This is a genomic window from Saccharothrix tamanrassetensis, from assembly GCF_014203665.1.
Lineage (GTDB): Bacteria > Actinomycetota > Actinomycetes > Mycobacteriales > Pseudonocardiaceae > Actinosynnema > Actinosynnema tamanrassetense.
The window spans coordinates 321,426-340,941 of record NZ_JACHJN010000009.1 but is presented as its reverse complement, the minus strand read 5'-3'; the positions used below and the strand labels follow the sequence as shown (position 1 = coordinate 340,941).

Here is a 19,516-nt window from a genome sequence, read left to right as displayed (position 1 = left end):
CGGCTAGCCGACTTTCTCCTCGTGGTGCTCCTGGCGCGCGGTGTCCAGGAGCTCGTGCCAGGACGTGACGTCGGGCCGCCGCCGAAGCAGCGCCCGGCGCTCCCGTTCCGTCATCCCGCCCCAGACCCCGAACTCGATCCGGTTGTCCAGTGCCTCGGCAAGGCACTCGGTGCGCACCGGGCATCCCAGGCACACCACCTTGGCCTTGCGCTGCTCCGCACCGCGGACGAAGAGCTGGTCCGGCTCCTCATCACGGCACGAGGCCTTGATCCGCCAATCCCCCTGCTGCTGCATAACCCCCACCTCGGTTCACACAGTGCCCAGACACTTTTTAAATCCGCCACACCCCTGCCGCGGATGCCGTAGGCTCCCCACTCGAGTGGTCGCGCCGACGGCTGCTGTCTTGGACAGTGACGGACTGTAGAGCCTTCTGGTTCCACCTCCAACCCTGGGTTGCCCACCTGTTACCTGTCTTGAGTACGAGTACTCATCCTGAGTAATGAAGGTTGCGCGATGCCGATCACCCGATCAGGTGCCGCGTACGCTGACCTGCATGCGAGCCAGGAACGGCGTGCTGAAACTGCTCGGACTGTGTCTGCTGGCCGGCGTACTGCTGGCGGGCATGATGTTCCCTGTCGTGGGCTCGCTGGGGTTGGTGTCGAACAGAGCCAGCGACACGGTGGACAGCATCTCCGCAGATCTGGTGACCACCGACCCCCCGTTGATCTCCACGATCACGGACAAGGACGGGGCGCCGATCGCGTACCTGTACGACCAGTACCGGGTGCTGACCCCACCCGAGAAGATCGCCGCGTCGATGAAGGCGGCTCTCATCTCGGTCGAAGATCGGCGCTTCTACGAACACGAGGGCGTGGACTGGCGCGGCACGATCCGCGCCGGGCTCACCAACCAGTTCAGCGGTGCGGTCACGCAGGGTGCCTCCACGCTCACGCAGCAATACGTGAAGAACTACCTCGTGCACGTTGTCGCGCGGAATAACCAGGTCGAGCAGCAGAAGGCACAAGAGCAGACAATCGCTCGAAAAGCGCGTGAAGCGCGCATCTCTCTGCAACTCGAACGCAAACTGGGCAAGGAGGAGATCCTCGCCCGGTACCTCAACGTGGTGCCGTTCGGCTCGACGATCTACGGCATCGCGGCGGCGTCCCAGGCGTACTTCAACACCACACCGGACGCGCTGACCGTGCCGCAGGCGGCGATGCTCGCCGGGATGGTCAACAGCCCGTCGGCGCTCAACCCGGAGGCGTTCCCGGAGAAGGCGCTGGAGCGGCGCAACCAGGTCATCGACAAGATGGTGGAGAACGACAAGCTGTCCCGCGACGCCGCCGAGGCCGCCAAGAAGGAGCCGCTGGGGCTGGCGAACCCGGTGCGGACGCCGCCGAACGGCTGCATCGGAGCCGGCCCGGAGAACGGGTTCTTCTGCTCGTACGTCTTGACGTACTTGGAGCGCAACGGTTTCAGCCTGGAGCAGATCCGGAACGGCGGCTACACGATCCAGACCACGTTGGACCGCAACATCACCCGGCAGGCCAAGGAGTCCGCCGAGGCGCAGGTCGCCAAGACCACCGAGGGCATCGCGAACACGATGGCGATCGTGCGTCCGGGACGGGAGCGGCACGAGGTGGTGTCGCTGGTCGCGAACCGCGACTACGGCCTGAAGGCGGACGAGTTCCAGACCACGTACGACCTGCCTTCGGGCGTGGAGAACAAGTTCGGCGCGGGCAGCATCTACAAGGTGTTCACGGCGGCGGCGGCGCTGGAGAAGGGCATGGGCATCGACAACACGATGGCCACGCCGAACTCCTACGTGTCACGGGTGTTCAAGGGCGGCGGCGCGAGGTGCCCGTCCACCGGCGAACCCGACACCCGTTGGTACTGCCTGGGGAACTCGAACTCCAACTACCCGTCGCAGATGTCGTTGCAGACCGCGCTGCAGACCTCGCCCAACACCGGCTTCGTGATCCTGGAAGAGCAGCTGGGCATGGACCCCGTGGTGGACATGGCTTCCCGGCTCGGGATGCGCGAGACGATGGCGACCAACATCGCCGGCACCCGCCCGGACCCGAAGGCCAAGGACAAGGCGCTGCGCGTGTCGCAGACCGAGTACTACAAGGCCAACGGCGGCAACGCCTCGTTCACGCTGAGCCCCGCCCCGGTCAGCACCCTGGAACTGGCGAACGTCGCGGCGACCATCATGAGCGGCGGCGTCTGGTGCCCGCCGACCCCGATCGCGAAGGTGATGGACCGCAACGGGAAGCAGGTCCCGGTCAACGAGGCGCCGTGCGAGCAGGTGGTCGCCGAGGGCCTGGCGAACGGCCTGGCGGTCGGGATGAGCAAGGACGACCAGGACCGCGGCACGGCGGCGGCGGCGGCCAAGGAGTTCAAGTGGGCCAGGCCGATGCTCGGCAAGACCGGCACGACCGAGGAGTACAAGTCGGCGGCGTTCATCGGCGCGACCATGGACTACGCGGGTTCGGTCCAGACCTTCAACGACGGCACCACGCCGCGCGGCATCTGCGTGAACGGCGGACCGCCGAGGCTCTGCGGCGAGGGTGACATCTACGGCGGCACCGTGCCCGCGAAGACGTGGTTCGACACCATGACGAAGGTCCACGAAGGACTCCCGAACCGCGACCTGCCACCGGTGGAGGAGCGCTACCGCAAGGGCGGCAAGGAGATCCAGATCCCCGAGGTGGTCGGCAAGAACGTCAACGACGCCACCAGGATCCTCGAGGAGGCCGGCTACAAGGTCACCACCTCGAACCGGAACTCGGAGCAGCCGAAGGGGACCGTGGTCAGCCAGACACCGCGCGGCAGCGCCCTGCGCGGCACGGTCGTGACGTTGCTCGTGTCGACGGGCTACGTCCCGCCGCCGCAGCCGGCCGACACCACCGCACAGCCCCCACCACCGAGCGAGACACCACCGGACACCGGCCGTCCGACCGAGCCACCACAGGTGACCCTGCCCACCGACCCGCCAGGTGGCCGCTGATCGCGGACCTGCCGGCGGCCTGACACCGTCGCACTCCTACGGCCACCGGCCTGACACCGTCGCACTCCTACGGCCACCGGCCCGACAGCGTTGCGCCCCTACGGCCACCGGCCGCACATCGCCGATGGCCGTAGGAGTGCGCTCTGGCGCTCGCTCGTCGGACCTGGCGTCCCTGAGGGGCTCGGACCACCACCCGGGCCGGTGTCTGCCCTGAGAGGGGTCCGGTGTCGGCGCTGAGAGGGCCGGCGGCAGCCGCGTCCCTAGGCCAGCTTCGCCTTGACCGCGGCCGCGACCCGGCCGCCCTCGGCGCGGCCCGCGACCTTGGCGTTGACCAGCTTCATGACCTGGCCCATCTGCCGCTGCCCCGGCTGCTCGCCCGACTGCCCGGCGACCTCGGCGACCGCCGCGTCCACCAGCGCGCTCAGCTCGGCGTCGTCCAGCTGCGCGGGCAGGTAGGCCTCCAGCACCGTCGACTCGGACTGCTCCAGCTCGGCCTGCTCGGCGCGGCCCGCGCCCGCGAACGCCTCGGCGGCCTCCCGCCGCTTCTTCACCTCGCGGGTGATGACCTTCAGCACCTCGTCGTCGGAGAGCTCGCGCGCGGCCTTCCCGGAGACTTCTTCGGTGGTGATCGCGGCCAGCGTCATGCGCAGCGCACCCGCCCGGACCGTCTCCCGGTTCTTGATCGACGCCGTCAGATCCGCCTGCAACCGCGCCTTCAGCTCTGCCATGTGGGCAAACGTTACCGGGCACCGCGCTGCGCCCCGAATCGGTCAACCCCCTACCCTCGGGTGTGTGAACACGCTCGGCCGCACCCTGCTCGCCACGACCGCCATCGGCACGGCCACGCTCGCCTACGCGACGGGGATCGAACGCCGGCACTGGACCCTGCGCGAGGCCACCGTGCCGGTGCTCGCGCCCGGTTCCGCGCCGTTGCGCGTGCTGCACATCTCGGACCTGCACATGCTGCCGGGCCAGCGGTCGAAGCAGCGGTGGGTGGCGGCCCTGGACGAGCTCGAACCGGACCTCGTCGTCAACACCGGCGACAACCTCGCGCACAAGCAGGCCGTGCCCGCCGTCATCCGCGCGCTGGGCCCCCTGCTGAACCGCCCCGGTGTGTTCGTGTTCGGCAGCAACGACTACTTCGCGCCCCGCCCGAAGAACCCGGCGCGCTACCTGCTGCCGTCCGCGAAGACCAAGCGCGTCCACGGCATCCCGCTGCCGTGGCGGGACCTGCGCGCGGCGATGATCGAACGCGGCTGGCTCGACCTGACGCACGTGCGGCAAGCGTTCACCGTGGCCGGCCAGTCGGTGTTCGCGGCAGGCCTGGACGACCCCCACCTGAAACGCGACCGCTACCAGGACATCGCCGGCGCGGTTCCGTCTGCGTCCCTGCGGTTGGGCGTCACACATTCTCCGGAACCACGAGTCCTCGACCCGTTCGCGGCCGACGGCTACGACCTCGTCCTGGCCGGCCACACCCACGGCGGCCAGCTCCGCGTGCCGGGCTACGGCGCCATCGTGACGAACTGCGACCTCGACCGCTCCCGCGCCCGCGGCGTCTCCCGCTGGGGTGCGCACATGTGGCTGAACGTCTCAGCCGGCCTCGGCACCTCCCCCTACGCCCCGGTCCGCTTCGCGTGCCCCCCGGAAGCCAGCCTCCTCACCCTCGTGCCACGTGCTGTCGACGCAGGTCAGAGCGCGTCGGGGGCGGAAAGGGATACCCGGTTCGGAGTGGGCGGGAACGTCAGGTAGAGTTCTCCTCGTTCGATCCCAAGCCGGGGTGTGGCGCAGTTTGGTAGCGCGCTTCGTTCGGGACGAAGAGGTCGCAGGTTCAAATCCTGTCACCCCGACGCAGCTCAGGGCCTGTCCATTGTGGTTTTGGACAGGCCCTGAGTCGTCTGTACAGCAGCGAAGTACAGCAGGACCTGAGGCCTAGCCGCCCAGGCTGTCGCTGAGCTTCCTGAGAGCCGCCCGCGTGACGTCCGTGGACACCTCCGCGTAGATCTCCATCGTCACCTGCATCTGGGCGTGCCGCAGGATCTTCATGATCACCCGAGGGTGTACATCCAACTCCACCAGCAGCGACCCACAGCTCCGCCGGCCGTCGTGCACGGTGATCCGAGGGACGCCCGCCTTGTCGCACCGTGCGTTCCACGATCGGTTGAAGTTGCGCGGCTCGATCGGCGTTCCGAACCGCGTGGTGAACATCAGACCCGTCTCCTGCCAGGCCTCCCCCGCGTTCTTCCGGTCCAGTTCCCGCCGTACAGCCCGTTCGGTCAGGGCTGCCACTGCCAAGGGAGTCAGCGGCAAGGTGTCGTCTGACGCTTCCGTCTTGGTCTCCCGGTGCAGTAGCTGCCGCCCGACCCGCTGAAGCTGAAGGTTGACATCCAGCTCGTGGTCTTCGAGGTCGACCGCATCGACCGTGACGCCGAGTGCTTCTCCCTTGCGCAGGGCTTGGACCACAATCAACACATACGCGGCATACAGCGGGTCGCCGTCTTGTCTCGCCGAGAGCAGGAATGCCTTCGCCTGCTCAGCCGACCACCGTTTCCGCTTCCGCCGCCGTTGCCGTTTGCTGACTTTGGGAATCTTGATCAGCGATGCAGCGTTGCGAGAGACCAGCTCCTGACGCATCGCCTCGGACAGCGCATTACGGAGACAGGCCCTGACATCGGACAGGCTTCTGGAACTCAACAACTGTCCGCAGCAGTTCCCTTTGGCGCAGCATCGTTGTTTCTTCACATCGCGCCGGGCATCTTTACCCTGAGCGCAGCATTGGCAGGTTGTCGCCAACTTGTTCATCCACTTCTGCGCCTTGTCGATGGTGAGCTTGGCGAAAGTCAAGTCGCCGAGCGCCGGGATGATGTAGAGCCGAACGAAGGTTTCGTTGGTCGCGTAGGTCAGTGGAGCGAGATTCGGCTTGACGACCTCCTCAAGCCAGCGCAGCAGAAACGACCCGACTTTGGGCTTGGAGGTCACGACTGGACCGGCCTCCGCTTCGCCCAGAAGCTTGATCCACTTCGCGTGGACGACTTCTCGGTCCTTGCCGTACACGTACTTGCGCTTGCGCTCACCGGCCGGCGTCGTCACCCAGGCGTAAGCTCCGTACCCATTGCGGTACGGAAAGATCGACCCTTCCCCATTCTCGCGCGCCTTTCCAGCCATGTCAGGCCGCCTCCTCTACCCGCTGGTTCACGTAGGCATCCACCCATTCGGGAAGGATGCGACGGTTTCCGCCGTCCTTGATGGAACGAATCCGGCCGGAGGCAACAAGCATCTTGGTCTTGGACAGGCCGTAACCGAGCATCGCCGCGACTTCCGCGACCGTGTGCCACTTGGGTTGGATCTGTCGGTTCATGCTGCTACCTCCTCTGTGTATTTGCGTTGTCGTTGGTTGCGGAGTCGTTCGGCGAGGGCTGCGGCTAGTTCGCGTTCGGCGTCGTTGGCGTAGCCGGAGCCGCTGTAGGCCCAGTCGTTGACGACGATCACCGAGTCGGCTTCGAGGCCGAGGCGTTCGAGGACTTCGGCCGCCCGGAACGCCCGCCGGTCTTCGCGGATGCGCTTGAAGGTCGTTGAGTAGTGCTTGGACTTCGTCAGGAAGTGGCCCCGGAACCCGAGCATGTGTGCCCATTTCCGCAGGTTGAGTTCTGCGTAGAAGCCGAGGTCGCCGAGGTCCCAGGCGGTTTGGATCATGCGTCGGTGATGTGTCGACACCCGGAGGTGGTCGATGTCGAGCTGTGACCGGATGGGCCGGTCGGGGGTGTCGCGTGCTCCGGTGCCTTTGGTGGCGTACTTGGCCACGTAGCCGGCCAACCGGGCGTCACTTACCGCGCCCGCCCGGTCCTCCAACTCCCCCGCCGAGCTGGCCCTGATCGGGCGCACGTCGACCTGGTCACCCCAGGCCAGATCCAGCACGGTCCCGTCCGGTCGGTGGGACCGGACCAGCACCGACCGGGCAGCGGCCCGTACCGCGTGGTCCACCAGGTCCACCGTCGCCCAGGCCGGGGCAGGGTCGGTGGAGCCGTCCGGGCCGTCGACCCGGATCACGGCGTGGAAGTGGACCAGGCCGCGCCGCTGGTACTCGGCGACTTTGGCGTACGAGATCCGTGCGTGGTGTCGGAAGTCCCGCACGGTCAGCCCGGCAGCACGGGCGAGGGCGCGGCGTAGGGCGATGGTGAACCGGTGCCACAACTTCCCGGCGTGTGCCTGCCACAGCACCGCCCCGATGTAGTCGTAGCCGTCCGGGTCGACAGGGCCGCCGAGACGCGGGTCGTCCGGGTGGTGGAACTGGCCGCACCCGGTGCAGTGCCGGGCCTTGCCCGCCGGGGTGGTGGGCCGGTTGTGGACCGCGCCGAACGACGGAGCGGTCAGCGTGGCGAACACACGGGGCTTCTCGGCGACCGTGACCGGGACGCCTTTGCTTCCGCCGGCCAGGCCCGCCCTCATCAGGTGATAGGCATCAGCGGCGTACCGATCCGAACAAGCGGGGCAGACCGAGGCACGGCGGTTGCCGCAGGGCACCATCACGTCCCCGCCCAGGTGCGCCAACACCGTGCTGCTGTCCTGGTTGTGGAGCTGCCAGGCCCCGAACAGCCGGATCGGCTGGGCACACCCGCCGATGGCGGTGACCTTGTCGCGCCAATCCCGGTAGTCAGCCCGCCGGACCCTGTCCGCAATGCGATCTTGAAGCGTGAAGACCAAAAGGCTCCCCCTTCCCGGTAGTGGTGGAGAACGACGAAAAAGCGGGGCACGACCGGTGATGCTGGTCATGCCCCGCTGGTGTCTGCTGCTGTGGACTGCTGGCCGATCGGATCAACCCTGCGCAGCAACGGGTTGGCCGTTGGTGGCCGTGGTCGCGGCGTTCAGTTGTTCGGCGAGACGGGCTGCGTAGGCGTCGGGAACGTTGACCGCGTCCTGCACGTCGGCAGGGGTGATGGTGCGGTCCTCTGCACGGACCTGTGCCGCTTTCTCGGCGAGCTGCTGTTGCAGGTGGGCCGGAAGCTTGACCGGCATCCTGGGTGCCAACGGTGCGGCCGAGGAGGCCGGGGGCACGGCGGCCGAGGTAGGCACCGGTCGTGACGTCGGTGTGGTGGTGGGGTCTGCGGCGGCAAGGGCTCGGTCTTTGGCGGCGTTACAGCGGTGTTGGATTACCGGCATCACTTCGGCGATGAGGAACACCACCAGCGGGATGACCAGGTGTAGGAACACCATCCCGGTGTTGACCGGCCCGAAGGCGGGGCGCAATGCGGCCCACACGTTGGTGACGAGGGTTGCGCCGAGCAGGAGGCGCTTCAGCCACAGCACGGGCCGGGCGTCGACGGCCAGGCCGCGCGAGAGCATTTCGGCTTCCCAACGCAGGAGGGTGACCAGGATTCCGGCCAAGCCAGGTTCCACCAGCCAGGAGCCCCACCACATCGGATCTGTCGGTGCGAGGCGTCCGGCCAGGAACTCGTGCACGCCCGTGGTGGTGAACCCCAGACCGAGCGCGAGGAAGAACCACATGGAGCGGGTGATCGAGACGCGGAAGCGTTCGAGTCGCACGGCGTGCAGCAGCGGGTCTTCGGCAAGTCCGTGGAGTTGGTGCGACTCGGCGAGGCGGGCACGCAGCCGCCGCACGGCCCGTGTCTCGTCCGGCTCATTGGTGTCCTTGTGCCTGCGAGACAACGGTTTCACCTCCTTTCAGCAGTCGCAGATGGCTGATGGGGCTAGCTGTCGCGTGCGGCCCGGATCAGCAGTCGGCCGAGGGTGCGGAGCCTCACGGGAATCGCGAACTGCAACATCAGGCGGCGTCCTTCCGCAGGCCGGATGCCGGGTAGTGGACGGCGTGGCGTTCACGGCCGGTCAGACCGCCGACGACGCCGGTAGGGCGGTAACGCCGTGCAGCCGGCCCCCGTGCTTCCCAACCGATCTGGTCTTCTCGGCATCGGTCGAGGACCGGGCAGCCCGCGCACACCGTCGCCGCGTCCTGTTGGCCGTGGTGGCTTGGCCTGAAGAACCGTTCGGGGTCTTGCCCCTTGCACGCCGCCTGGTCCCGCCAGGCAGGAGGTTGGCCTGAGCTGCCGAACAGGGCCAACATCAGGGCGCGATAGCCGTGGTAACCAGGGTGGTCGGTCCTGGTCATGCCGCCACCGCCCCGGACGCGACCAGGCGACGGCGAGCGACCGCGCGGCCGAGATGGACCAAGCGGGCTACCTCCTCGAAGGTCACGGGCTCGACCACCATGGGCGCCAGGCGGAACATCCCCGCGAGCACCACCAGGGCGCTCTCGCGCTCTCCGGAAGGGATGCCGTCGAGGTCAGTGACGGCAGCCGAGGCGGTCAGCCCGAAGGACAGGCCGGCCGCGGTTCGGGCGGTCGCGGCCACGGTCAGCGTGCGGTCCGGCCGCAGTGTCCACGTCAACCGGACGCCCTCCAACTGGGTCGACCAGAGCAGCAGCGCCGCCAACCGGTCGGGCGCGGTACCGGAACTGAACTCCAGGTGCACCGACCGCGACGGGGCGGAAATCAGCAGTCGATCCGGGCGCGGCAGGCCGTGTGAACGCATCAGCGAACGCACGGTACGGATGATCCGGTCCAATGACCGGGAACTGTTGCAAGGCATGACAAGGCTCCACAGGTGCGAGGAAAAACTTGGTGGGTAAGGGAAGCGGTCAGGCGACCGCGCGCAGACCCGGACCGGAGTCGGCGGGTCCGGCCTTGACGAACGCCACCAGGGCGTCAACGTCGGCATCGGAGGTGTAGGCCGCACGCACCCGTCGCGGGATGCGCGAGCGGGAGTCGACGCGGAACCCGATACCCGCGCTGGACTCGTCGGCAGGGATCTCGTCCGCGATCGCGCCTCGTTCGCGGGCACCGTCCCCGAGGACCATGTCAGGGTGTCGCTCGCTGGTGACGCGCAGACACACCCGGTGCGGGAGCAGGTCCCGGATGGGCACGACGTCCTTGGACGGTTCCTGCACGTAGACGTCGAGGATGTCGTTGGTAGCACGGCCCATGCTGGAGATCACCGAGCACGCCGAGGTGATCTCGTGCGCATACTCGGCGTTGTAGGCCAGAAGGAACCCGACCTCATCGATGATCAGCCAGTCGACCGGGTTCTCCCGCGACACCGGCACCGACCGCTTCCGCTTGCGCTGCAACCGCTTCTGCTTGCGGCCCATGTTGTCCACGAATCGCGCGATCAGCTCGGCGCAGTCCTCCGGAGTGTCGGCATACCGGCCGTCGAGGATCGGCTTGAGCGCGACGAACTCGAACAGCTTCGGGTCACACACCCACGGCCGGACCAGGCCGTCACGGATCATCGGCGCGACCGCCCGCAGCTTGGCCATCACCACCGAGTTCTTCCCCGCTCCGGTCGCGCCGGCGGTCAGATGTTGGGTGCCGATCAGCGGCTCACGCCACTCACCGCCCAGCTCCGTCTCCCCCAGGCACAGCGACCGCAGGTCCACCGCGTCGGAAGACTCTGGCATCTCCGGTGCCGGGATGACGTGCGTGAACGGTTCGTCCCGCTGGACGATCAACACCACCTCACCGGGCTTGCCCTGCTCGACCGCGACCCGTTCGGCCTTCAACGTGGCCGCCAGCTCCGGCAGCACGGCGGAGAACGCCCGCAGCGCCTGACCAGGCACCATGCGCACCCTGACCGTGTCGATCGACGCCGACCACGACCGCACCCGCAACACACGCGGCACCAGGACTTCCCCCGTCCTGTGATGCGTCTTCGTCAACTCGCACGAGCCCATCAGCCCCACCCACCTGCGACCGGTATAGGCACCGGCCCACCGGCGACGCCAAGCCCGCAGCACCGGGGCCGCCCACGCGTCGAACGAGTCCGGATGCCCCCGGTACCACGCAGCCGTACCCAAGGCCGCCCCGCCGACGATTCCCCCGGTCGCAGTCGCGCCCAGCTCGACCAACGCGGCCCCCAACCCACCACCGCCGGCCACCCCACCGGGATGGCGAACCAACCACCGCACTGTGCGGAACTCCCACCCTGGGGAACGCCGGGACGTCCCCACCACCGACTTCGACATAGTCATTTCCCCTCAGGCAGGGCAACGGCCAACCACCCGTGCAGGTGACCGGCCGTTGCCGAACGTTGGTTTGATTGGTGCGCTAGGTGCGCGGACTACCTCGCCGCCGGCGACGCGCCGAAGGCGATTCGAGCTGCGAACGGGAATAGGACAACGCCACCCGCAGTTGTGCCATGGACTTGACGAACGCCGTGTGATCGGATCGGAAGCCCTCACGCCGATACGGCACGTCCCGCAACGCCACACGCAGTTGCGCCATCGCCTTATCGACACATTCCAGCGCCAGATTCAACTGATTCGACACGACCATTCAGACCTTCCACTCACGGGTCTTCAGTTCGGTCTCGTACTTGACCGCCGTGTCCTTCAACGCGGTCAACTTGGTCTGGACTGCGGCGAGCATCTTCTTCAGCTCGTCCGGTGGGGTCACCCGCCACGAACCAGGCGGAGCCGGGTTGTCCCTCATCCTGTCGATCAGCTTCCCGATCGGACCGAGTTGTTCGGTCACGAAGTCCATCGAGTTGACCAGGTTCCCGTACCGCTGCTCAGCCCGCCTGTTGACACCGGACACCCGCGGCCCTCCTCCCTTCGAACACCTCACGATCGGCAACCGCCCAGACCATGACCACCACGTCATCCCCCACGACTCCCGAGTACCGGACCACGCCGAAGCCAGACAGATCCGAACGCGCGGTCAGGCCCAACGCGGATACCCATTCGGCCGCTACCGTCAGACCCTCCTCATCGTCGTAGTCGCCACCCGGAAACCCTGACAAATGGATCCGGCTGTCCGACCCATGCCACTGGTCGACCGACCAGTTCATCGGCCTACAGTGAGCGCCGACCTCGTTCATCACTGTGCCTAACGCAGCTTCAGCGGCATTCTGCAAACGCCACGACAGCGCCATTCATGCCTCCAATCCACACGGGACACACGGCAGATGTCAGGAGCCGTTCAACACACCCCTGACACCGCCGAACATCCCGGCACACCACACAAAGTGCGCCGGATTCAGGCATGGCTCTACCCACTGTGGAATTCTCAAGGAACAAGCAGCCCAGAAAAACGGCTTAGGGAATCAACTCAAAGGGAGGTGAACACGAACGGCACGTCAGGCCGCGTTCGGCACCACCGAAGGGCGCACCGCCGGCTTCAACCCGGCCGCCTTGAACCACAGGCCCGCCGACGCGATCACACGGGGGTTGTTCCGGTCCGGGATCTCGTACGTGTTCACCACCGCGTTCACCAGCTCCACGTACATCCCCTCTTCGAACCCCTCACCGGGGTCACCCGGCAGGTTGACCCGGATCTCCTCCCCCTTGCCGGCACGCCGACCATCCACCGGCAACGGCTTCGCGAACACCGTCACCACGTACTGCTCCTGACCCGACACCCGGTCCACGACCGGAGTCACCGAGCCGTCCTCCAGCTCCTTCATCTTCACGGCCGGAGCCTCAGTGATCATCAGCCGGAATCCGCTCAACATCACCGGCAAGTCCTGCAACGCCATCTCAAGAACCTCCGCGCTCGCGCCTGATACGTACTAGAACCAGTAGACCTCATACGTACTAGTACGTCACTACTCCGTTCGAGTGGTGCTCGCACGCGCTAGTACAGCCTCGCTAACCTGCGCGCATGGATCTCGAAGCCTCGCCTGGTCACCCTTATCAACAGGTGGCTGCCAAGATCGCGAGCAAGATCGCGGGTGGCGACCTGCGACCAGGGGAACGTCTGGCCCCGGTTCGACAACTCGCCGCCGAGTACGGCACCACCAACGCCACCGTGCAGCGGTCCCTGGCGGTCCTGGTCGAAGAAGGGTGGATCACCCGCATCCCGAACGTCGGGGTATACGTCCGCAACCCCGACGCCACCGCGCCGCCCGTGACCACTGCCGACGTCATGAAGGCTCTCGATGATCTCGGCTCCGCAGTCGCTGACCTGCGTCAACGGGTGGAACGACTCGAAGGCGGCGGCGCCGCTCCAGTCGACCAACAGCCTCGCTGAGCCCGGACACTTCGTCGGCGATGCACCGGAGCCGGTCGCGGATGACTTCCAACTCGCTTGGCTTATCTGTCATAGGAACAGCAAACGCCAGGTCACGGGGTGTGTGACAGTGTGCTCATAGGGGTGCATCAGGACACGAAGGGGGTGCACGGGGTGTGCGTGATGGGGTGCGCACCCACGTGTAGAGGGTGATCAGATGGCTGTGACGAAGGAACCGAACCGGCTCCTGGCGGCGGTGATGCGGGAAGCCGGGGTCAGCAACAAGGGCTTGGCCGCACGGGTGCGCGAACTCGCTGCGCGCGATGGCGAGACCATCGCGGCCGACCACGTGTCGGTGAAACGCTGGCTGGATGGGACGAGCCCCAAGGCCGCTACGCAGCAGTACATAGCTCTTGCCTTGGGCGCGAAGCTGGGCAGGTTGGTCAAGCCCGAAGACATCGGGTTCACCGGAGGCCTTCAACCTGTCGGCACCGACGCCACGGCAGACGCCGCCGAGTACCCCGTGAGCTCGTCCACGGCGCTCGACCAGCTCGGCAAGCTCACCGCTGCCGACCTCGAAGACCAACCCAGCCTGCTGAGCGCCACGTGGAACCCGGCATCCACGTCAGGGGCCATCACGGGCTACCTGTTCGGAGACCGGTTGCAGGTCGCAGCGGCGGACGACCCCGCCATGCACTCCGGAGCCACAGCGGCGGCAGCGATCCGCACGACCGCCGCGCACCTCATGGACCTCGACTTCAAGTTCGGCGGCGGACACGTCCGGCGGATGCTCTTGTTCTACTTCAAGACCGAGATCGCGCCCCTGCTGCGCCAGGCCCACCCCGCACCGGTCCGGCGGGAGCTGTTCAGCGCCGCCGCCGACGTGGCACAGCTACTCGGCTGGAGCGCCTATGACGCCGGACGACACGCCGCAGCTCAGCGCTACTTCATCCAAGGGCTACGCCTGGCGCGTGAAGCCGAAAGCCCGGTCACAGGAGCGCGGCTCCTCTCGAACCTCAGCCACCAGGCGAACTACCTCGGACGCCACAGCGACGCGGTCCAGTTCGCCCGCGCCGCTCAGACCGCAGCCCAAGGACTCGCCACCCCGGCAGTGAGCTCGATGCTCCTGGCGATGGAAGCACGGGCGTTGGCGAGCAGCGGGGAAGGCCAGGAGTTCGCCCGCGTCCTGGCCAGGGCCGAACTCGCGTTCAGCAAGTTCGACCCGGCCAACGAGCCCGAGTGGATTCGGTACTTCACCGCCGCCGAGCTGGCCGGCGAGGCCGCCCACGGTTTCCGAGACCTCGGACGGCCCGCCGAGGTTCGCCGGTTCGCGGATCTCGCCGTCGCTCCGGACGACACACCGCCACGGACCAGGGCGTTCATCGGGATGGTGTCAGCGGCCGGGGCTCTCACGAACGGCGATGTCGATGAAGCCGCAGCTCTCGCTATCCAGGCGATCGAAACGACCGGAGCTCTCCAGTCCAGCCGCTACGTCCGCTACCTCGTAGATTTCCACCGCGCGCTGAGTGAGTCCCACGGTCGTCACCCGCTCGCAGGTCAGCTTGCGGAGAAGATCATCGCCTTTTACCCCGAGGTGACGCTGGGAACAGCCGTCGTCCTGTCGCGTGTCGCGTGACGACCTAGAAGGCGCTCCACTTGCCGATGTTCTCCCGCTTTCGCAGTGTCGCCATACGAGTCGCGTACTCCTGGGCAACCTTCTCGGAGGTCCGGACGTTCTGCATGACCCACGTCGTCATCTTCAGTTCGTGGGTCGCCCGCACCACGGGAAAGCCCTCCCACCGGGTCACGTCGAAGCCGTAGTCATCAGCGAACGTGCGGTACTGCTCGGCTGTCCACCAGCCGGCGGTCACATACTCCGTTGCGGTCATCCCGAGATCCCACTCGGGTTGACCCCATGAGAACGCCTCGAAGTCGATCACTGTTGGTGTGGAGCCCGTGAACATCAGGTTCTGCACATGTGCGTCACCGTGCACAGGGCCGGCAGGCAGTTCGTAGCTCAGCGAAGCGATCTCGGCGCTGAGCCGGTCGAGGTGGCCGAGCAGGAAGTCCTTGTCATCGGAGTCGATCGGAGCCGATTCGATGCGCGGCTCCACCCGCTCCAGCAGCTCCTGTTCCGGCAGCTCGAACGACTCAGGCCGGGGGAGAGCGTGGAGCCGGCGCAGCAACGCGGCCAACGTCCCAACGTCGCCAGGCCCACCGGTCCGGCCCTCGATGAACGACCAGAACGTCACCGGGTAGCCGCCGTCAACGAGGATCGGTTGCGGCAGATCAGTGGTTCGGGCACTCGGGAAGTCGTTGCGCCCCAACCATCGGGCGACGTTCACTTCCTTGACCGCGTCGTCCCAATGAGCCACGCCACGGGCGATCCGAACGACCGTTCCGGTTCCGTGCAACCGGAAGATGGCGTTCTCGCCCAAGCGAAGCAGTTGCGGGTCAGTGCACTCCACTTGGGCGGCAACGCAGGCACGAGCCAACACCGTCCGCGCTGTCTGCTCATCGAATCGTGCCGTCACGCCTTCGGCCCTCTCTGCTGGGTCCTGTTGTCGATCATTTCACGCATCACGGTCCGCCCCTTGCGGAGCGCGTTCGCTTGGCTTCGTCGGCAGTGACTCCGAAAGCCACAGGAGACGTGCCTTCGCGCTGCCGTCATCGAAGTGGCGCAGAACGTCCTCCGGTCGCACGGTCTGCACCCGGAGCGAGCCGTCGCAGGAGATGACTTCGGTGTGGTCTTCGAAGGCCATGCCGTACGCGGCGACGTGCGCGTCATGGCGTTCGCCGTACTCCAGGCCCACGGCGAACAGCCGCGGGGCGTCGTCTTCGACCAGACCCCGGAGGAACGCCGCGAACCCCCGTTCGTCCCACAGTGGTTCCGTGGTGATGTGGTCGCTCATGCTGCGGTCGTCTCCACGCCGGTCACGATTTCGGCGAACTCGTCCGCCGTGAGCAGTGCGCCCGAGGTTTGCCAGGGCGAAACCAGCCACGTGACCGTCATGTCGGCGGCGGTGGTCGGCGGAAGTGGGAACAGCGAGCCGTCACTGAAGTGTCGGACTTCGTCCCGGTCGAACCCGGCTGGGAACGGTGGCCGAACGATGAACAGCGCAATCGGCATCCCCGGCATGGAGAGAACGGGCGTCGGCCGCGTGCTGAACCACCGGTGAGACATGATCGACTCGGTCAGGCTCACACGGACGGAGACGACGCCGAACGAAGGCCCGGTCACGCCGAGGATCGCGGGGCTGCTGTCGCCGTCGGTGTTCCACCATTGGCGCACCAAGGTCACGTCGGTGGTCGCCTCCTGTAGTGGTCGCAACTTCACATCGTCCACAGGCTTCCCGGTGGCCGGGTCTACGAACGCCCCGTCGTGCCACACCGCGCCGGGCAGCACCGGCCATCCGCTCTCCGCGTACCGGGCAGCGGCCTCGGTGGCACTTCTCGGAGAGTCCTTCGCATCATCGAACTGCATTGCCATACCTCGTTCAGAACTCGGGGATTTCGGGCATCGGAGTGCGCGGCCGTTCTGCCGCCGGCTGCACGGGGAAAGGCAGACCCGCAGCCTTGTCCAGTAGCGCGTTCGCCAGCTCCCGCAACTCGTCGCCAAGCTGCGCCTCGACGCTGGCCAGATCGGTCGTGTAGGTGGTGGTGGCCAGTGGGTTGACCTCATCGAGGAGTCGGACGGCGTAGCGGCCCAGCCGGAAGTTGAGGCTTGTCAGCCAGGCGCTGAACAGCAACTCGTCCCTGGTCATCGAGGTCAACCTCCTTGGCGTCGGGTACGACCTCGAAAAAGTCCTCGAACTGCATAGGCCGCAACGCAGCCAACACTCCGCCGATGAACGCGGGTCCGGGCTGGAGTGTGCCGTCGAGGACGCGTTTCAAGGTCGACTGGTGAACGTCCATCTTCTTCGCCAGCGCGTAGTTCGATCTCAGCCCCGCCAGGCGGGCGGCGCGGAGCAACTTCTTCGCACTGAGTCGCACGGTGAACGGCATCTTCTTGAGGCACCCGTTACTTCGTGCGTCCGAATAGGATGATCAGGACTCGTCCCAGCCCGACCAGAGCGAGCGCGCACAGAGTGAGCCCCCAGGGCTCGAACCACCAGGGATCTGTAGCCATATCGAATCGCACCTCGCCTCGCAGCCAACGAGCCCGCTAAGATTCCGTATTCCATTCCACTCAATCCGGGCACGCGGGCTCTGGAAAGAGCGCAGCGGAGGCACGAGCGACGCATGTACGTCTCACCGGTATGCTTGACCTGCGATAAGGCGTTCCGCCACGTACGGCAAGCCACGCCAGGAGGTCACCCGATGGCAGTACGGCGAACTGGACTGGCCAACACTCGGAAAGCGTCCGGCTTTACCCAAGAGTCTTTTGCCGAAGCTGCCCATGTGGAGCGTTCAACGGTGGCGCGCTGGGAAGCCGGCACCAGCGAACCGTTGCCGTATCAGCGGCCGAAGCTGGCCAGGCTGCTGCGGGTGTCCCTGGATCGGCTTGACGAACTGCTCGCAGCAGGCACTTCGAATCAGGCCACGCCGGATGATCGTCTCGCTCGCTCTCTGCGGCACCCGGCCACCGTCGACTTGGTTGCTGTTGCCGAGCTGCAACAGCACGTCCGCGAACTCGATGAGCGGTACGACCGAGCGCCCTCGACTTCCCTGCTGGCGGAGACCGGTCAAGCCCTTGGCCGCATCACGTTCCTGTCGGCCCACGCGGAGGCGCATCACGTCAGGCGGGAGTTGAGCACGGTCGAGGCCGAGTGCGCCATCCTCATGGGCCAACTGGTCTGGGACGCCTCACAGCGCCGAGACCACCGCTCAGCACAGCAGTACTTCGACCAGGCACGTACGGCTGCCCGAAGGGTCCGTGACTCCACGGCCGAAGGGCTTGCCCTGCTACGCAGCAGCTTTGTCGCGCTCTACGGCCGGAAGGACCCGAAAGCCGGCTTGGCGCTGACGATGCAGGCAGCCGACAGGACCACGCAGACAAGCCAAGTGCTCACCGGTCTCGCCACGCTCCACGCAGCCGAGGCTCACGCCATGATGGGCCACGAGGCCGACTGTGAACGCGCGCTCGGAGAGGCCGGCCGCCGATTCGGCCAGATCGACAACGACGACGTCGCGCTCGAACTCTTCTCCCCGACACAGCACGGCCGGCTCGCCGGATCGTGCTACCTCTTCCTTGGCCAGGCCGGGAAGGCCGAAACGATCCTCGAAGCGACCGCTGCCCAACTGCGGAGCCGTTCGAAGTCCGAAGCGATCGTGCTCGGCAACCTCAGCCTGGCCCGACTCAGGCAGGGGAAGGTGGACGAGGCGACCGGCACGTTGCACAAGGCGATGGACGTGATCGAGCTGACCTGGGGCGGCGGCGGTCTCAACATCATGTTCGACACCTGCCGCGAAATGCAGCCGTGGCGTCAGCAAGCCGACGTGCAGGATGTCTATGACCGGATGATGTCCCTGATGGCAGCTCGATAGGAGGCCGCGAGGTGTCGGATGTCGACCAGGCCAAGCAGACAGCCCGCGAGCGTGTCTGGGCGCTTCTGGAACGCGAACAAGCCGTTCCACCTGGTGTGCACGGTCGCATCCCGTCGTTCTTCGGTGCCAAGGAAGCCGCCGACAGGCTCGCTGGGCTGCCGGAGTGGCAGAACGCCCGAGTGGTCAAAGTGGTGCCGGACACGGCCCAGCAACCCGTCCGCGCCCGAGCCTTGCGCGAAGGCAAGATCGTCTACATGGCCGTGCCAAAGCTGGCTCACGAGCAACCGTTCCTCCTGCTCGACCCGGCCAAACTCGACGTGTCACCCGACACGGCGGCCGACCGACACACCGCCACCCGGATTGGCAAGCCGACCGACGTCGACACCATGCGGGCCGTTGATCTGGTCGTCTGCGGCAGTGTGGCCGTGAACCGCCACGGCGTACGACTCGGCAAGGGCGCCGGTTACTCAGACATCGAAATGGCCCTGCTCCAAGAAGCCGGACTCATCGGCCCACAGACCACCATCGTGACAACGGTCCACTCGCTCCAGGTCGTAGACGGCGAGCTGCCCGAGACCCGCCACGACTTCAGCGTAGACGTGATCGTCACTCCGGAAGCCGTTATCCGCTGCCCGGAACCACGACGCCCGCAAGGCCTCCACTGGGAAGACCTCCCACCAGACAAGGTCGCCGCGATCCCTGCACTTGCGGCCCGGCATCCGCCGGTACACGGATAGTCATTGACTCGCCGTTCTTTGGGTTCTCTAGTGGTGTCGAGAGCCTGGCGTGCCTAACCGGCGTGTTCAAAGTTTCTTTTCTTCATCAAGGCGGCCCCCTCCGGGGGCCGCTGGCCGTTCGTGTCTGTTCAGGCTGTTGTGGGCGGGCTCCGGCGAGGTTGTCGGTCGCGCCAACGTGGGCCTGGCGGCCCACGGGCGCGACACGCGAGGCACCGGAGCCCGCCCACAACAGCCGGAGGCCACGGCCAGCGACCCCCGCAGGGAAC

Annotated in this window: 23 protein-coding genes and 1 tRNA gene; 7 read left to right on the top strand and 17 right to left on the bottom strand. The window is 66.8% G+C overall.

Annotation, left to right across the window (positions count from 1 at the left end; genetic code table 11):
* Positions 1-3: 3 nt before the first annotated feature.
* A complete protein-coding gene (locus FHS29_RS27600; RefSeq protein WP_184695454.1) occupies positions 4-294 on the bottom strand; it encodes a WhiB family transcriptional regulator in 291 nt (96 codons plus the stop codon).
* A gap of 259 nt (positions 295-553) precedes the next feature.
* On the opposite strand from FHS29_RS27600, the gene FHS29_RS27595 reads away from it, so the two are divergent.
* On the top strand, positions 554-3,010 hold the full coding sequence (locus FHS29_RS27595; protein WP_184695452.1) for a transglycosylase domain-containing protein: 2,457 nt from the start codon (positions 554-556) through the stop codon (positions 3,008-3,010).
* A 260-nt stretch (positions 3,011-3,270) separates the two neighbouring features.
* Here FHS29_RS27595 and FHS29_RS27590 read toward each other — a convergent pair whose 3' ends face one another.
* On the bottom strand, positions 3,271-3,738 hold the full coding sequence (locus tag FHS29_RS27590; protein WP_184695450.1) for a GatB/YqeY domain-containing protein: 468 nt from the start codon (positions 3,736-3,738) through the stop codon (positions 3,271-3,273).
* Positions 3,739-3,802: 64 nt separating this feature from the next.
* On the opposite strand from FHS29_RS27590, the gene FHS29_RS27585 reads away from it, so the two are divergent.
* Entirely contained in the window at positions 3,803-4,762 is a 960-nt protein-coding gene (locus tag FHS29_RS27585) for a metallophosphoesterase (RefSeq protein ID WP_184695447.1), read from the top strand.
* Positions 4,763-4,786: 24 nt separating this feature from the next.
* Positions 4,787-4,860 (top strand) — tRNA-Pro (locus FHS29_RS27580).
* A gap of 82 nt (positions 4,861-4,942) precedes the next feature.
* On the opposite strand, the gene FHS29_RS27575 is transcribed toward FHS29_RS27580, so the two are convergent.
* The 11 genes from FHS29_RS27575 to FHS29_RS27525 form a co-directional block, all read right to left on the bottom strand.
* Complete coding sequence (locus FHS29_RS27575) at positions 4,943-6,175, bottom strand: site-specific integrase (protein WP_184695445.1); 1,233 nt, start codon at positions 6,173-6,175, stop codon at positions 4,943-4,945.
* A 1-nt stretch (position 6,176) separates the two neighbouring features.
* Positions 6,177-6,368, bottom strand: a complete 192-nt coding sequence (locus FHS29_RS27570; protein ID WP_184695444.1) for an excisionase family DNA-binding protein — start codon at positions 6,366-6,368, stop codon at positions 6,177-6,179.
* Positions 6,365-7,711 (bottom strand): replication initiator, encoded by a 1,347-nt coding sequence (locus FHS29_RS27565; RefSeq protein WP_184695544.1) that lies wholly within the window; start codon positions 7,709-7,711, stop codon positions 6,365-6,367. Before FHS29_RS27565 ends, FHS29_RS27570 begins: the two co-directional genes overlap by 4 nt.
* Before the next feature lie 111 nt (positions 7,712-7,822).
* On the bottom strand, positions 7,823-8,674 hold the full coding sequence (locus FHS29_RS27560) for a hypothetical protein (RefSeq protein ID WP_184695542.1): 852 nt from the start codon (positions 8,672-8,674) through the stop codon (positions 7,823-7,825).
* A 115-nt stretch (positions 8,675-8,789) separates the two neighbouring features.
* Positions 8,790-9,086, bottom strand: a complete 297-nt coding sequence (locus FHS29_RS27555) for a WhiB family transcriptional regulator (protein WP_184695540.1) — start codon at positions 9,084-9,086, stop codon at positions 8,790-8,792.
* Positions 9,087-9,127: 41 nt separating this feature from the next.
* Positions 9,128-9,586, bottom strand: coding sequence for a hypothetical protein (locus tag FHS29_RS27550; protein WP_246440884.1), 459 nt, complete (start codon positions 9,584-9,586; stop codon positions 9,128-9,130).
* A 73-nt stretch (positions 9,587-9,659) separates the two neighbouring features.
* Positions 9,660-10,700 (bottom strand): cell division protein FtsK, encoded by a 1,041-nt coding sequence (locus tag FHS29_RS27545; protein WP_376774475.1) that lies wholly within the window; start codon positions 10,698-10,700, stop codon positions 9,660-9,662.
* Between the two features lie 424 nt (positions 10,701-11,124).
* Entirely contained in the window at positions 11,125-11,346 is a 222-nt protein-coding gene (locus FHS29_RS27540; protein ID WP_184695438.1) for a hypothetical protein, read from the bottom strand.
* A gap of 6 nt (positions 11,347-11,352) precedes the next feature.
* Entirely contained in the window at positions 11,353-11,613 is a 261-nt protein-coding gene (locus tag FHS29_RS27535; RefSeq protein ID WP_312865122.1) for a hypothetical protein, read from the bottom strand.
* Positions 11,588-11,950, bottom strand: a complete 363-nt coding sequence (locus FHS29_RS27530; RefSeq protein WP_184695437.1) for a hypothetical protein — start codon at positions 11,948-11,950, stop codon at positions 11,588-11,590. Before FHS29_RS27530 ends, FHS29_RS27535 begins: the two co-directional genes overlap by 26 nt.
* A gap of 204 nt (positions 11,951-12,154) precedes the next feature.
* Positions 12,155-12,553: a hypothetical protein gene (locus tag FHS29_RS27525; protein ID WP_184695435.1), complete on the bottom strand. Its 399-nt coding sequence runs from the start codon at positions 12,551-12,553 to the stop codon at positions 12,155-12,157.
* Between the two features lie 125 nt (positions 12,554-12,678).
* Here FHS29_RS27525 and FHS29_RS27520 point away from each other — a divergent pair, with 125 nt between their 5' ends.
* Both FHS29_RS27520 and FHS29_RS27515 read left to right on the top strand, forming a co-directional pair.
* Positions 12,679-13,047, top strand: a complete 369-nt coding sequence (locus FHS29_RS27520) for a GntR family transcriptional regulator (RefSeq protein WP_184695433.1) — start codon at positions 12,679-12,681, stop codon at positions 13,045-13,047.
* 196 nt (positions 13,048-13,243) lie between these two features.
* A complete protein-coding gene (locus FHS29_RS27515; RefSeq protein ID WP_184695431.1) occupies positions 13,244-14,662 on the top strand; it encodes an NsdA family TPR-like regulatory protein in 1,419 nt (472 codons plus the stop codon).
* A gap of 4 nt (positions 14,663-14,666) precedes the next feature.
* Here FHS29_RS27515 and FHS29_RS27510 read toward each other — a convergent pair whose 3' ends face one another.
* From FHS29_RS27510 to FHS29_RS27495, 4 genes are read right to left on the bottom strand one after another with little or no spacing between them, the layout of a single operon-like run.
* A complete protein-coding gene (locus FHS29_RS27510) occupies positions 14,667-15,560 on the bottom strand; it encodes a phosphotransferase enzyme family protein (protein WP_184695429.1) in 894 nt (297 codons plus the stop codon).
* Between the two features lie 39 nt (positions 15,561-15,599).
* Positions 15,600-15,938 (bottom strand): hypothetical protein, encoded by a 339-nt coding sequence (locus FHS29_RS27505; protein ID WP_246440883.1) that lies wholly within the window; start codon positions 15,936-15,938, stop codon positions 15,600-15,602.
* Positions 15,935-16,510, bottom strand: coding sequence for a bifunctional DNA primase/polymerase (locus tag FHS29_RS27500; protein WP_246440882.1), 576 nt, complete (start codon positions 16,508-16,510; stop codon positions 15,935-15,937). The genes FHS29_RS27505 and FHS29_RS27500 overlap by 4 nt, the downstream gene beginning before the upstream one ends.
* Before the next feature lie 13 nt (positions 16,511-16,523).
* Positions 16,524-16,790, bottom strand: a complete 267-nt coding sequence (locus FHS29_RS27495) for a hypothetical protein (RefSeq protein WP_184695426.1) — start codon at positions 16,788-16,790, stop codon at positions 16,524-16,526.
* 556 nt (positions 16,791-17,346) lie between these two features.
* On the opposite strand from FHS29_RS27495, the gene FHS29_RS27490 reads away from it, so the two are divergent.
* Together FHS29_RS27490 and FHS29_RS27485 are read left to right on the top strand one after the other, a co-directional pair.
* The gene (locus FHS29_RS27490; RefSeq protein ID WP_184695424.1) at positions 17,347-18,513 is read left to right on the top strand and encodes a helix-turn-helix transcriptional regulator; all 1,167 of its coding nucleotides are present in this window, start codon (positions 17,347-17,349) and stop codon (positions 18,511-18,513) included.
* A gap of 11 nt (positions 18,514-18,524) precedes the next feature.
* Positions 18,525-19,250 carry a 5-formyltetrahydrofolate cyclo-ligase gene (locus FHS29_RS27485; RefSeq protein ID WP_184695422.1) on the top strand — a complete coding sequence of 242 codons (726 nt, stop codon included), beginning with the start codon at positions 18,525-18,527 and terminating at the stop codon, positions 19,248-19,250.
* Positions 19,251-19,516 lie beyond the last annotated feature (266 nt).

Excerpts from the sequence above, each read along its gene's own strand:
- FHS29_RS27595 (WP_184695452.1), top strand. The coding sequence starts at position 554 with ATGCGAGCCAGGAACGGCGTGCTGAAACTGCTCGGACTGTGTCTGCTG.
- FHS29_RS27490 (WP_184695424.1), top strand. The coding sequence starts at position 17,347 with ATGGCAGTACGGCGAACTGGACTGGCCAACACTCGGAAAGCGTCCGGC.
- FHS29_RS27570 (WP_184695444.1), bottom strand. The coding sequence starts at position 6,368 with ATGAACCGACAGATCCAACCCAAGTGGCACACGGTCGCGGAAGTCGCG.
- FHS29_RS27600 (WP_184695454.1), bottom strand. The coding sequence starts at position 294 with ATGCAGCAGCAGGGGGATTGGCGGATCAAGGCCTCGTGCCGTGATGAG.
- FHS29_RS27505 (WP_246440883.1), bottom strand. The coding sequence starts at position 15,938 with ATGAGCGACCACATCACCACGGAACCACTGTGGGACGAACGGGGGTTC.
- FHS29_RS27590 (WP_184695450.1), bottom strand. The coding sequence starts at position 3,738 with ATGGCAGAGCTGAAGGCGCGGTTGCAGGCGGATCTGACGGCGTCGATC.
- FHS29_RS27525 (WP_184695435.1), bottom strand. The coding sequence starts at position 12,553 with ATGGCGTTGCAGGACTTGCCGGTGATGTTGAGCGGATTCCGGCTGATG.
- FHS29_RS27520 (WP_184695433.1), top strand. The coding sequence starts at position 12,679 with ATGGATCTCGAAGCCTCGCCTGGTCACCCTTATCAACAGGTGGCTGCC.
- FHS29_RS27530 (WP_184695437.1), bottom strand. The coding sequence starts at position 11,950 with ATGGCGCTGTCGTGGCGTTTGCAGAATGCCGCTGAAGCTGCGTTAGGC.
- FHS29_RS27495 (WP_184695426.1), bottom strand. The coding sequence starts at position 16,790 with ATGACCAGGGACGAGTTGCTGTTCAGCGCCTGGCTGACAAGCCTCAAC.
- FHS29_RS27555 (WP_184695540.1), bottom strand. The coding sequence starts at position 9,086 with ATGTTGGCCCTGTTCGGCAGCTCAGGCCAACCTCCTGCCTGGCGGGAC.
- FHS29_RS27515 (WP_184695431.1), top strand. The coding sequence starts at position 13,244 with ATGGCTGTGACGAAGGAACCGAACCGGCTCCTGGCGGCGGTGATGCGG.
- FHS29_RS27575 (WP_184695445.1), bottom strand. The coding sequence starts at position 6,175 with ATGGCTGGAAAGGCGCGCGAGAATGGGGAAGGGTCGATCTTTCCGTAC.
- FHS29_RS27500 (WP_246440882.1), bottom strand. The coding sequence starts at position 16,510 with ATGCAGTTCGATGATGCGAAGGACTCTCCGAGAAGTGCCACCGAGGCC.